The 12,538-nt window shown below is 73.3% G+C and carries 11 protein-coding genes; 4 read left to right on the top strand and 7 right to left on the bottom strand.

What is annotated here, in order from left to right; genetic code table 11:
* Window positions 1-22: 22 nt before the first annotated feature.
* A complete protein-coding gene (locus tag ACZ418_RS07025; RefSeq protein WP_468358071.1) occupies window positions 23-1,162 on the bottom strand; it encodes a glycoside hydrolase family 18 protein in 1,140 nt (379 codons plus the stop codon).
* Between the two features lie 81 nt (window positions 1,163-1,243).
* Here ACZ418_RS07025 and ACZ418_RS07020 point away from each other — a divergent pair, with 81 nt between their 5' ends.
* A complete protein-coding gene (locus tag ACZ418_RS07020; RefSeq protein WP_468358068.1) occupies window positions 1,244-2,818 on the top strand; it encodes a hypothetical protein in 1,575 nt (524 codons plus the stop codon).
* A 40-nt stretch (window positions 2,819-2,858) separates the two neighbouring features.
* On the opposite strand, the gene ACZ418_RS07015 is transcribed toward ACZ418_RS07020, so the two are convergent.
* From ACZ418_RS07015 to ACZ418_RS06995, 5 genes are all read right to left on the bottom strand, one after another.
* Entirely contained in the window at window positions 2,859-5,444 is a 2,586-nt protein-coding gene (locus ACZ418_RS07015) for a SpoIIE family protein phosphatase (protein WP_468358065.1), read from the bottom strand.
* A gap of 271 nt (window positions 5,445-5,715) precedes the next feature.
* Window positions 5,716-6,150, bottom strand: a complete 435-nt coding sequence (locus ACZ418_RS07010; protein WP_468358062.1) for an ATP-binding protein — start codon at window positions 6,148-6,150, stop codon at window positions 5,716-5,718.
* A 95-nt stretch (window positions 6,151-6,245) separates the two neighbouring features.
* Window positions 6,246-6,656, bottom strand: coding sequence for a (deoxy)nucleoside triphosphate pyrophosphohydrolase (locus ACZ418_RS07005; protein WP_468358916.1), 411 nt, complete (start codon window positions 6,654-6,656; stop codon window positions 6,246-6,248).
* A 57-nt stretch (window positions 6,657-6,713) separates the two neighbouring features.
* Entirely contained in the window at window positions 6,714-6,905 is a 192-nt protein-coding gene (locus tag ACZ418_RS07000; RefSeq protein WP_055709733.1) for an SPOR domain-containing protein, read from the bottom strand.
* Window positions 6,906-7,360: 455 nt separating this feature from the next.
* Window positions 7,361-8,113: a GntR family transcriptional regulator gene (locus ACZ418_RS06995; protein WP_468358058.1), complete on the bottom strand. Its 753-nt coding sequence runs from the start codon at window positions 8,111-8,113 to the stop codon at window positions 7,361-7,363.
* A gap of 376 nt (window positions 8,114-8,489) precedes the next feature.
* Here ACZ418_RS06995 and ACZ418_RS06990 point away from each other — a divergent pair, with 376 nt between their 5' ends.
* Together ACZ418_RS06990 and ACZ418_RS06985 are read left to right on the top strand one after the other, a co-directional pair.
* A complete protein-coding gene (locus tag ACZ418_RS06990) occupies window positions 8,490-9,746 on the top strand; it encodes a serpin family protein (RefSeq protein WP_468358055.1) in 1,257 nt (418 codons plus the stop codon).
* Window positions 9,743-10,963: a serpin family protein gene (locus ACZ418_RS06985; protein WP_468358052.1), complete on the top strand. Its 1,221-nt coding sequence runs from the start codon at window positions 9,743-9,745 to the stop codon at window positions 10,961-10,963. The genes ACZ418_RS06990 and ACZ418_RS06985 overlap by 4 nt, the downstream gene beginning before the upstream one ends.
* Here the strand turns inward: ACZ418_RS06985 and ACZ418_RS06980 are convergent.
* The gene (locus tag ACZ418_RS06980) at window positions 10,926-11,366 is read right to left on the bottom strand and encodes a MarR family winged helix-turn-helix transcriptional regulator (RefSeq protein ID WP_468358913.1); all 441 of its coding nucleotides are present in this window, start codon (window positions 11,364-11,366) and stop codon (window positions 10,926-10,928) included. The genes ACZ418_RS06985 and ACZ418_RS06980 overlap by 38 nt on opposite strands.
* A 136-nt stretch (window positions 11,367-11,502) precedes the next feature.
* Between ACZ418_RS06980 and ACZ418_RS06975 the strand changes: the two genes are divergently transcribed.
* A complete protein-coding gene (locus ACZ418_RS06975; RefSeq protein ID WP_468358049.1) occupies window positions 11,503-12,483 on the top strand; it encodes an SMP-30/gluconolactonase/LRE family protein in 981 nt (326 codons plus the stop codon).
* The last annotated feature ends 55 nt before the right edge of the window (window positions 12,484-12,538 follow it).

Here is a 12,538-nt window from a genome sequence, read left to right as displayed (position 1 = left end):
ACCGGACCCCGTCATCGCGATTTCACCGGACCCAGTCCTCCCGATAGGCCGTCCAGTCCGCCTCGGTGGCCGCGAAGTCGACGTAGAGGGCGACGCCGAAGCGGGCCCGGCCCTTGTCGGTGCGGGACAGGCCGAGGCGGACCCCGCGTAGGGCGGCCGGGACGGTCTCGGCACGGGCCCAGTGGCCGACGCGGTTCTCGTGGTAGAAGGGCAGGCCCATGAGCAGGTCGGTGGACTCGGGGGTGACCTCCAGGGCCAGCGAGGTCTGCTGGGCGACATAGCCGCCGTACAGGCTCTGCAGCGGCTGCATGGTGTCGTACGACATCACCGCGATCTGGTCGACACGCCGCGCGACCTGCCCGAAGTACGCCTGCGACCACCACTTGGGGTGGCCGGTGACCGTGCCCCAGACGGAGTGGAGGGCCGGCAGCGGATCGATCTGGTGGGCGGCGACGGAGAGCACGGCGTGACGGGCGCGGGTCACGCGGTGCAGGGCGTCCAGGAGGGCGAGGTAGTTCCGGTCGCCGGAGTGCAGGGGCTCCAGGTCGAAGTGGGCGCCCTGGAAGCCGGCGGCGAGGATCTGCCGGGTGGACTCGACGACGGCGGCGCGCGTCGCGGGCCGCTCCAGGTGCATGGCGTACGGCTTCTCGGGGGCGACCTCGTCGCCGAGCCAGGCCTGTACGCGGATGTGCGGAGCCCGGCGACGCAGGGTTTCCGTGAGCCAACGGGCCCTGGGGTACGCCGACTCGGGGAGCGTGCCGTCGTGCTCCAGGGGGCCCGCGTGGACGTAGAGGTCGCGGATGCCGGTGTCGCGCAGCCGGCTGACCAGGGCGGTGACGTCGGCGTCGGTCTTGCGGCCGTCGATCCAGGCGTGGCCGAGCCAGACGGCGTCGCGGTCGCGGGTGTACGTGCCGCGGTCGGGGGTCCCCGTGTAGTTGAGGCGGAGGGCTGTCTCCGCGGCGAGGGTGGGGAGGAGCAGGAGGAGGACGAGGGCGAGAGCGGTGCGCCGGAGCGTGCGCGGCCAGGTGCGTTTCCGGCCCGTGCCGCCGGCGCGGGTCGCGTCGTCGGGAGCGGGTGGCTTTTCGCTCGTTTCCCCGTCCAGGCCTCCCCCGTCCGTCATCACCCCTTCCGCCTTTGCCCCGTCGCTGTCCCCGGTGTCCATTCCTGACCCCCTGCCCATCCTGTCCCCCACCCGTATCCGTCCCGCTCGCGAAGGCGCCTACCTGCCCATACGCTCCGAAATGTGACGTCCTCCCTGATCCGTGGCCGGCCTCGGCGCGCCAAGGCCCACATATGGGTGCGGGTGGCGCATGCCGTGCTGGGTGTCGTGGTCGGGGCCGGGTGGCTGGTGTTGCCGCTGATGACGGTCGGCGCGCAAGATCCGGTTCCCGAGGCGCACACCGGGACCGTCGCGAGCGCCGCCGCGCCGCAGCAGGACGAGACGTCCACCGCCGATCTCGTGCTGCCCCTGATCGCGGTGGTCGCCGCCGTCGGGCTGGCCGGATACGGCTATCTGCGCCGCACCCGCCGGGCCCGTACCCGTACGACCCCCGGGGTCGTCTCCGCCGCCCCGCCCGCGCCCACCCCGGCCGACTCCGAGCGTCAGGCGCGCGCCGCGCTGGTCCTGGCCGACGACTGTGTGCGCACGAGCCGGGAGGAACTCACATTCGTCCAGGCGCGGTTCGCGGAGGCGGACACCGAACCCTTCCGCCACGCCCTGCGGGCCGCCGAGACCGAGCTGGCGGCCGCGTGCGCGATCTGGCGGCGGTACGAGCAGGGGGTGCCGGAGGACGCCGTGGCCCGGCGGCAGGCGCTGGTCGGCGTGGTCGGCCGGTGCGCGGAGGCGGGGCGCCGGCTGGATGCGCAGGCTCCCGCGCTGGACCGGCTGCGGGAGCTGGAGGGGCCGGGACTCGGCGGGGCGCTGGAGGTCGCCGAGGGGCGGTTCCGGGAGCTGACGGGGCGGACGCTCACCGCCGAGGACACCCTGACCGCCCTGCACGACCGCTGCACGCCCGCGGCCGTCGCGCCGGTCACCGGGTACCTCGAACAGGCGAAGGACCGGCTGGTGTTCGCCACCACACGGCTCAACGAGGCCCGCCAGTCGGCCGACACGGGCGACGGCGCACGGGCCGCGGGGCAGCTGCGCGCCGCCGAGGGCGCGGTGGCCCAGGCCGATGTGCTGGTCACCGGGGTGGAACGGCTCGCCGTGGAGCTGCGGGAGGCGGCGGAGCTGGTGCCGGCCGCGCTGACCGGCGCGGAGGCGGAGATCGCGGCGGCCCGGAAAGGGGCCGTGCCGGCTCCCCTGACCAGCGGTGAGCTGCACGCCCGGCTGGTCCACGCGGACGGTGTGCTGGCCGCGGTACGGGAGGAGCTGACGGCGGGCCCGTACGACCCGCTGGACGCCCTGCGCCGGATCGCGCGGGCGGTGGAGCGGCTGGAGACGGGCCACGCCGGTGCGCCGTCCGCCGCGGCGCTGCTCGTGGCGAGGAGTTCCGTCGCCGGGGCGGACGACTTCGTCACGGTGCACCGGGGCGCGGTGGGCCCGGAAGCGCGGGTCCGCCTGGCGGAGGCGGCGCGCGAACTGGGCGCGGGCCGTGCCGGCGAGGCCGACGCCATGGCCCGCGAGGCCCGGGACCTGGCCGAACGGAACGTACGGTCCCACGGCAACCCGCACACGAGCGCCGACGGAGACACACCGGGCCTGGCCGCCGCGGTCCTGGGCGGAGTCCTCCTGGCAGAGGCCCCGGACGGGGGGCCACCGGCGAGCTACGGGGGGCCGGAGACGAGGTCCCGCCGCAGCTTGTCAGCACCTGCCTAGCCGATCGGGCCGACCAGGTCCCAGCCTCGGGTGGGCGGGGTCAGAAGAGGCTCAGCAATGCCTCTGCCGGGTCGGTGAGGCCTGCCTCTGCGCCGGGCAGCGGCAACTCGAACCACACCGTCTTGCCGCGCGGCGTGCGGCGCGAGCCCCACGCCGCGCTGAGCAGCCCCACCAGCTGCAGTCCCCGGCCGCCCTCGTCGGTGTCCCGGGCCCGTCGGCGCCTGGGCTGGACCAACCCGGAGTCCCACACCTCGCAGACCAGCGTGCGGTCCAGCAGCAGCCGTAGCCGTATCTCCCCCTCGCCGTACCGCAGCGCGTTGGTGACCAGTTCGCTGACGAGCAGTTCCGTGGTGTCGACCAGCGGCTCCAGGTCCCAGCTGAGCAACTGCCCCCGGGCATACTCCCGCGCCCGGCCCACGCTCCGCGGCTCACGCGGCAGCGTCCAGTCGCCGACGGACTCGACCGGCAGCCCCTGCACCCGGGCCATCAGCAGCGCGATGTCGTCCTCGCCGTGGTGGGTGTCCAGGGTGTTGAGGACGTGGTCGCAGACGTCCTCCAACGGGCGGGAGGGGTCGGTGAGCGCGCCCACGAAGGCCTGGAGCCCCTCGTCCAGCGGATGGTCCCGGGACTCGACCAGGCCGTCCGTGTAGAGCGCCAGCAGCGCGCCCTCCGGCAGCTCGACCTCCACCTCCTCGAACGGCTCACCGCCCACCCCGAGCGGCATGCCGGGCGGCACGTCCAGCATCAGGGCCGGCTCACCGGGCTCGACCAGCACCGGCGGCAGATGACCGGCGTTGGCGAACGTACAGCGTCTGGTGACGGAGTCGTACACGGCGTAGACGCAGGTCGCGAGGTAGACCTCGGACAGGTCGGCGTCGCGCGGCTGGCGTGCCGTGCGTGTCGCCTGCTGCACGCCCCCCGGGGTTCCCAGCCCGCGCGCGATCTCGTCCAGCGCCGAGAGCACCTCGGCCGGTTCCAGATCCAGCAGGGCCAATGTCCGTACGGCGGTACGGAGTTCGCCCATCGCGACCGCCGCCCGCAGGCCCCGCCCCATCACGTCGCCCACGACCAACGCCGTACGGTGGCCCGGCAGTTCGATCACGTCGAACCAGTCGCCGCCCACCTCGGTCGCCGCGTTGCCCGGCAGATAGCGGCAGGCGATGTCCAGCCCGGAGGCCTCGGGGTCGCCCGGCGGCAGCAGCGAGCGCTGCAGTATCAGCGCCCGCTCGTGCTCCCGGCGGTAGAGGCGCGCGTTGTCGATGCACACTGCCGCGCGCGCCGCCAGCTCCACCGCCAGGTCCCGGTCGCGGTCGCCGAAGGGCTCGCTGCCCTTGGCGCGCGCGAACTGGGCGAGGCCGACGACCGTGTCGTGGGCGACCATCGGCACGGCCAGCGTGGACTGCACGAGCCCGCCCTCCTCGGGCGGCACATGCTGCGGCCGGGCGGTGCGCAGGGCGTCCGCACAGGGCGAGTTGAAGGGAAAGTGGTGGACCGCCCCGACCTCGACGGGCTCGCCGGAGCCGGCGAAGGGGGCGCCGGAGACGGCGCTCGCGAAGGCGACGCGGCGCAGTTCGGCGCTGCCGTCGGTGAGCCCGGGCGGGGTCTCGTCGCCGGTGAGCAGGCCCTGGTAGAGGTCGACGGTGGCCAGGTCGCAGAAACCGGGGACGACGACGTCGAGGAGTTCCCGGGCGGTGGTCTCCAGGTCGAGGGAGTTCCCTATGCGGGCGCCGGCCTCGTTGAGCAGGGCGAGGTTGCGCCGGGCGGCGGCGGCCTCGCGGGCGGCGGCCCGGCGGGAGGTGATGTCGGTGCCGAGCCAGGCGATGCCGATGGGCCGGCCGCTGCCGCTGTGCACGCGGTAGAGGTTGACGGACCAGTGCCGGCGTTCCTCGGAGCCGGGGACATGGCCGGTGACATGCATGTCGGTGATGGACTGGCCGGTCTCCAGCACCCGCCGCAGGGTGGCCGAAACCCGCTCGGCCTCACCGCGCGGCAGATAGTCGTGAACTCCCTTGCCCCGGTGGTCGTCCGGGGTTCCGCCGAAGATCGAGGCGAACCGCTCGTTGGCCCGACGGACCCTCAGATCGGTGTCGATCAGCAGGAATCCGAAGGGGGATTGACCGAATATGGCCTGCGAGGCGGCCAGATCGGTCTCGATGCTGCGCAGGGTGCGGACGTCCACGACGATGCACACGGCGGCCTTGTCGCCCTCGGCGGTCCGGGTGGGCATGACGTAGACCTCGGCCAGGCCCTCCTCGCCGCGCGCGCCGTCCGCCTGGTCCGGCATCCGGAAGGGCACGACCCCGGTCCACTCCCGCCCGTCGAGGATTTCGGCCATCTTGTGCTGGCCGCGCTCGCGCAGGTCGGGGTCGATGAAGGCCTCTATCGGATCCATGCCGACGGCGCGTGCGGCGGGGATGCCGAAGAGCTGCTCGGCGCGCAGGCTCCACTGGTCGACCAGCCCGCCGGGGCTGATGGAGAAGGACGCGACCCTGATGTAGTCGTAGATGGAACCGGGCGGACTGCTCTGCCACATGGCGTCGCCGGGTGCGGCGGCTTCCGCGGCCTGGTTCATCGCGCCGTCCGACGGGTCCTCGGACTCCGTGGCCTTCGCTGGTATCTCGCTCACGCGAACCGTCCCCTCCAGCTCACCGCGTCCGGCACCGGTCACCGACGGCGGCTGCCCGCAGTATCCAGCACTACGGCGTCGCACGACACGGTGTTCACGATCACAGCTCGGTCCAGACGTTTTTCGGACCGGTCCGTGACAACACTTCCACTCTTCTAACCAGGGAACACGCCCTCGAATCACACACCCCGGAGCCGGTCGCGCGTCCGCGGCGCACGATGGACGCACCCCCGCCCGCTGTACACCTCCGCGCTCCCCGGGTGCTTCCGGCTCACCCCGGCACCGTCAGTTCGAACCAGACGGTCTTTCCGCCCGCGCCGGGCCGGGTGCCCCAGCGGCGCGAGGACTCGGCGACCAGTTGCAGCCCGCGCCCGCCCTCGTCCTCGTCGTGGGCGACGCGCTCGCGCGGAAGGTCGGGCAGCGGGTCGGACACCTCCACCCGCAGCGCGTCGTCCAGCCCGACGGGGCGTACGAGCCGCACCCCGATGGGGCCGGTGGCATGCCGCAGCGAGTTGGTGACGAGTTCACTGACCAGCAACGCGGCGAGATCGGCCACGCAATCGAGGTGCCAGCCGTGCAACTGGCCACGGACCGCGGCGCGTGCGGTGCGCACGGCGTCCGGTTCCGCGGGAAAGGTCCACTCGGCGCAGTCGCCATCGGTGTCGATCACGCCGATCACTTCCCAGGCAAGCGAGCCCCCACCCATGTCCGGTTTCGTGGGGTTAATGGGCACATACCCGATATCAAGGGGGCAGTACCGCGCGGGAGAGCGCACAGTGGCACGAACGGCGTAGGAGCCGCTCAGTGCCGGCCGGTGGTGAGCCGGGGTGAGACTTCACGGACCGCCGGGACGTCCTGGTCGAGCCAGTCCACGTCCCAGATCCGGTCCGGGGTCAGCCAGCGCAGTTCGTCATGGTCCTGGAGGGGCCTCGGCGCGGGCGAGCCGGGGCGCAGGCGCGCGGTCCACACCTGCAGGACGTACGGCGCCCGCAGCGGCCACTCCCCCGGCACGCGCTCGACCGCTTCGGCGTCGACGCCGAGTTCCTCGCGCAGTTCGCGCACCAGGGCCTGCTCGGGCCGCTCGCCCGGCTCGACCTTGCCGCCGGGCAGCTCCCAGCGTCCGGCGAGGTCGGCGGGCGCGCTGCGGCGCGCGGCGAGCAGTCGGCCGTCGGCGAGCAGGGCGGCTCCCACCACCACGATCCGGTCCGTCATGGGTGTGCCGGGCGTCATGGACGTCATGGGGCGGAGCCTACGGGAGGGCGCGCGAGGTCAGTTGCGGGCGCCGTCCCCGTTCTGGCCGATGCGCTCGACCCAGTAGAGCTGTTTGTGTCCCCGGTCGTCGAGACTGTCGGCGATCTTCTGGGCCTCGGCGCGGGTCGCGTACCGGCCGACTCGATAGCGATTGCCGTTGTCGTCCTGCCGTATCACGATCCAGGGCAGGGAGACCGTCCCCTCACTCATGGTTCCCACCGCCCGCGCCGCTCCTTCTCGCACCGCCCCGCCCTCCCCCACGCTCGGCTTCGCTCGCGCGGGGAGACCCCCACCCGCTTCCTGTCCCGGGCCCCCGCCGTGCGCCGCCTAAGGAAACCGCAATACGCATATGCCCGAGCGTACGCCCAACCTTTACGCAGCGAACACGCCTTTTCACAAAGAGGTATGCAACCAGCCAGAACGCAGGGGGCGCACAGAAGCGAACGCGCCGTCACGAGCGCCACTGTCCCTAGTCGCGGGCATATCCGTGTGACCCCCGATCACCTGGCAAAACGGCCGAATCACGGCGGCAGCCCACCCCCGCCCGAAGGCCAAACACGCAGCCCTCCACCGCCGGAACGCACCAGGGGTGTGCGCTACCTCACTCGGGGGGCGCACTTCGCGTTCGAGTGCGGTGGTCGTGGTGGGCGGCTCCCCAACGCCCATCACCTCACAGGCAAGTGATACGCCACCCGATACCGATCCGCCGGGATCACCACATCGGCCGTCTCCACCGCCCGGCCGGAGGCGTAGTACGTGCGGTGGACGACCAGGACCACATGTCCGGGGACTCCACCGAGTACATGGAGTTCCTCGGCGAGGCCGGGGCGGGCGCCGACCTCCTCGGTGACGTTGTCCACGATGACGTCGATGGCGCGCATGCGCTCGACCACGCCCATGCCGCCGAGCGGCCCCTCCTCGGGCAGCATCACCGGGGTGCGGCCGGTGACGGCGAGGGGCTCCCAGGAGGTGGAGAGCATCATCGGCTCGCCGGCCTCCCGGAACAGGTACTTGGTGCGCATGACCCGGTCGCCGGCCTGGAGGCCCAGCCGCTCGGCGATGGCGGCCCCGGCCTCGGTCTGTTCGCTGCTGGATTCCCAGGTGCCGCGCACCGAGGCGTCGGCCTGCTCCTGCCGGAAGGGCGTGGCACCGCCGGACGGGCGGTATCCGGAGCGGGCCACGAGGCGAGGCACCGGGCGCTCGCGGACATACGTCCCGGAGCCGGAACGGCCCTCCACCAGGCCCTCGGCCATCAGCACCTTGCGGGCCTCCAGCGCGACGGTGTCCGAGACGCCGTACTCCTCGCGGATGCGGGCCTGGGAGGGCAGGCGGGTGTGGGGCGGCAGTGAACCGTCGACGATCTTCTTGCGGAGATCACCCGCGACACGCAGGTACGCCGGCTGCTCACCGAAAGTCACTGGCCGCTCCCATCAGGTTGTACAGACAGCAACAGCGTGGCAACCGTGGGTTCGGCCATGCAAGTGAAGGCCAGAGAATCACTCGATGTGATGACAGGGGATGTCGGGGGGCTTTACGCAGGCACTTTCTCCCTATAAATGCGCTCGCACGGCTGCGCTCACACCTTGATGCCGGTGTCGGCACCGTCGTCTTCCGGACAGGTACCGGCCGGGGTGGCCGATACGGCCCTTCCGGCTGGTGGGGGCCGGGAGGCGGGGGCAAGGACACCGGTACCGTGCTCCTGGAGCGGGCGGCGGCGCCGCGGACCGGTGAACGGCCGGTGGCCCGGCTGACGTACGACTGGGCGCATGCGAGCGGGGCACGAACGGGGGCGGAATGAGGGTGGACACCCAGACCGGAAGCCGGGTAAGCGGCGAGGTCGTCCGGGCGGTGAACGGGCTCACCACGCGGTGGGCGGCGACAGCGGCGCAGGACGGCACGGTGGTGTCGGCGGCCGGGGTCTGGCCGCTGCTGGCCTTCCTGGCAGACGGTGCGACGGGCCCGGCGCGGGCCGAGCTGAGCGAGGCCCTCGGTCTGCCGGCGGATCAGGCGGCAGGGGCCGCACGGGAGTTGCTCGGCGCACTGGCCGCCCTGCCCGGTGCGGACTCGGCCGTCGGCCTGTGGACCAGGCGGACGCTGGAGCTCCGCCCGGAGTGGCACTCGGGGCTGCCCGCCGAGGCGCACGGCGTGCTCACCGGGGACCTGGACGCCGACCAGCGGGCGCTGGACGCCTGGGCGGCGGACCGTACCGGCGGGCTGATCGGCCGGATGCCGGCCACGCTGAACAAGGACACCGAGCTGGTGCTGGCCGGGGCGCTGACGCTGCGGACCCGCTGGCTGCGGCCCTTCCAGGAGGTGCCGCTGGAGACGGCGTACGAACCCTGGGCCGCCACCGAGCGGTTGGGGCTGCGCCGCAGGAGCGCCGTGCTGGACCGGATCGGCGTCGCCGGCACCCCGCACGGCTGGGTCACCGAACTGAAGGTGCTCGGTACGGACGCGCTGGACGTGCATCTGCTGCTGGGCGAGGAGGGGATGGCGCCGGGCCGGGTGCTCGGCGCGGGCGTGGACCTGCTGCACCGGCCGTGCACGCTCGTACCGGGCTCCCGGCTGCCGTACGGCGCGGCGGGGCCGGGGCTGCGGGTGGTCAAGGAGCGGAGCGCCCGGCGCGAGCCGCCGACCCTCGACGTCCTGACAGCCGCGTACGACGTGACGGCGGACCACGATCTGCTGGAGCGCCACGAGCTGTTCGGGCTGACCACGGCACGGGACACCCGGCAGGGGCACTTCCCCGGCATCAGCGACTACCCGCTCGCCATCGGCTCGGCCGCGCAGAGTGCCCTGGCGCGGTTCGGGGCACTGGGCTTCCGCGCGGCGGCGGTCACGATGTTCGGGGCGGCCGCGGGATGCGCGATGCCCCGTCTGCGCCATGTGACGCGCAGGGTGGAGGCCGCCTTCGACCGCCCCTTCGGCTTCCTCGCGCTGCACCGGCACTCGCGGTTGGTGCTGGCGGCGGGGTGGGTGACGGATCCGCTGCCGTTCCCCGAGTACCCGGACCAGGTGCACCCGAACGACGCGTGGGAGAACGACCGGTGAGCAAGGTGACCGCCGAGACCGTCCGCCGGGTGAACGGGCTGACGGCGCGTTGGGTGCAGGCCCTGTCCGAGGGCACGGCCTTCTCCGCGCCGGGGGTCTGGCCCCTGCTGGCCTTCCTGGCCGACGGCGCCGCGGGTCCGGCGCGGGACGAGCTGAGCGAGGCCCTCGGTCTGCCGGCGGATCAGGCGGCAGGGGCCGCACGGGAGTTGCTGGCGGCACTGCGGTCGGTGTCCGGGCTGGACGCGGCGCTCGGCCTGTGGACACATCAGGCGCTCACCCTGCGGGAGGAGTGGCGGGCCGGGCTGCCGGCCGGGACGTACGGGGTGTTCGGGGACGACCTCGTCACCGCGCAGGAGCGGCTGGACGCCTGGGCGGCCGAGCGGACCGACGGGCTGGTGGAGCGCATGCCGGTGGCGCTGACCCGGGACGCGCGGATGGTGCTGGCCAGTGCCCTGTCCCTGCGCACGACCTGGCGGCAGCCGTTCACCGAGCTGCCGTTGCGGCCCGCGTCCGGCCCCTGGCAGGGGCGTACGCTGCGCGGGCTGTACCGCCGCAGCGTCCGTCCGGACCGGGTGGGGGTGACGGGCACCCCGGACGGCTTCGTCACGGCGCTGACGGTGCCCGGTGACAACGGCGTCGATGTGCATCTGGTGCTCGGCGAGGAGCACATGACACCGGGTCAGGTGCTGGCGGCCGGCGTCGGGATCGTGGCGCGGGCGCTGCCGCTGACCGCGGGCGGCTCGCTGCCGCACGGGCATGTGGGGCCGGGCCTGCGCGTGGAGCAGCAGCCGGCCGTCGAGCCGGAGCCGCTGACGCTGGATGTGCGGACGGTGGCGTACGAGGTGCGCGCCGATCACGATCTGCTCGCGCTGGCCGAGCTGTTCGGCCTGACAGCGGCGGCGGATGACCGTCACGGCCACTTCCCCGGCATCAGCGACCGCCCGCTCGCCATCGGCGAGGCCCGCCAGTCGGCGGTGGCGCAGTTCGGTCCGCTGGGCTTCCGGGCGGCGGCGGTGACGGCGGTGATGGCGGCGCCGGGCAGCGCCCCGCCGCGGTACCGCTACGAGACCACGGTCGTCCGGGCCGTCTTCGACCGCCCCTTCGGCTTCCTCGCCGTCGACCGCGAGTCGCGGCTGGTGCTGGTGGCGGGCTGGGTGACGGATCCGGCGCCGGAGCCCGTCATGAACTTCCCGGGCGCTGTTCCTCCAGGACTCTGACACAGCGGGCGAGCAGCCCGGTCAGGGCCTCGCGCTCGGCGTCGCTGAACTCCGCGGCGAGGGCGCGTTCGACGCGTACGGCGGCCGTGTCGGCCTCGGCCATGACGGCGCGGCCCTCGTCCGTGAGGCGGGTCTCCAGGACGTTCCTGTGCCACTCGTGCGGGCTGCGGGTGATCAGATCGCGGTCCTGGAGGTTCTTCAGGACCGTGTTCATGGTCGGCGGGGTGACCCCGCACAGCCGGGCAAGGGCCGCGGCTGAGATGCCGGGGTTGTCGGAGAGGTGGAGCAGCGCGGCGTACTGGGCGACGGTCAGGCCCGCGGGCTTGAGGACCGCGGTCTTCGTGGCGTTGAGGGCCTGCTCGGCCCGCTTGAGGTGGGAGCCGAGGCGCTCGGACGCGGGCATGGAGGTCACCCGGCCCAGATTAATGCTTGAGCGAGGATGAAGACTCTGGCGGCCATTAATGCACTGGCGATGATTAGAACTCTAATATAGATTGGCACTCATCCGAGAGTGAGCAGCCGAACCGAGAGGCACTGCCGTGTCCCGTACGATCCACCGCCGTACCTTCCTGACCGGCGCCGCAGCCACCGCCGTCGCCCTCGCCGCGCCCCGGGCGACCGCGGCCACCGGCCATCCCCGTATCTCGACCGCCTTCACCCTGCCCGACGACCGGGCCTACCCCGAGGGCATCGCCCTCGACCCGCGCACGGGCGACGCCTACGTCGGCTCCTTCACGACCGGCGCGATCTACCGGGCCGCCGCCGGCAGCCGCGCCGCCGACGTCTTCCTGCCGGCCGGCGCGGACGGCCGTACGACGGCCAACGGGCTGAAGGCCGACCGGTCGGGCCGCCTGTGGGTCATCGACCACACCACCGGAATCGACGTCTACAACCTGCGCGACCGCTCCCTGCTGGCCCGCTTCGAGGTACCGGAGGGTGATCAGCGCTTCGTCAACGACCTCGTCGTCACCGCGGACGGCACGGCGTACGCCACCGACAGCGTGCGTCCGGTGATCTACCGGGTCACCCCCGCCGAGGTGGCGCGCGGCGGCCGTGCGCCGCTGGTCGCACACGTCGACCTGAGCGGGGCGATCCCTGCGCACTCACCTACCGCCTACACCCTGAACGGCATCGTCGCCGACCCCACCGGACGCCTGCTGTTCGTGGTCGACATGACCGGCGGCGGCCTGTACCGGGTCGACGTGACCGACGGATCGGTCCGGCAAGTCACCCTGCACGGCGGCGACCTGGTGAACGGCGACGGCCTGGAGCTGTCCCACCGCACCCTGTGGGCGGCCCACAACAGGACCGACACCCTGACCCGCTGGCACCTCTCCCCCGACGCCACCGAGGCCCACCTGACCCGCACCCTGACCACCCCCGCCCTCCAGATCCCCACCACCCTGGCCCGCACCCCCGGCGCCCTGCTCGTCGTCCGCTCCCAGTTCGACAAGGGCGGCCCGATGGGACCGGGAACACCGACCACGCCGTTCACGGTGGCGCGGGTCACGGGGATGTGAGCTGCGAGCCGGCGCAACAGCGAGGGTCGGCTCCCGGAGGAGCCGACCGGCTGGC

Source organism: Streptomyces sp. NPDC030820, from assembly GCF_055572075.1.
Note: the sequence above shows the minus strand (reverse complement) of the source record. Positions and strands in the feature narration are given on the sequence as shown.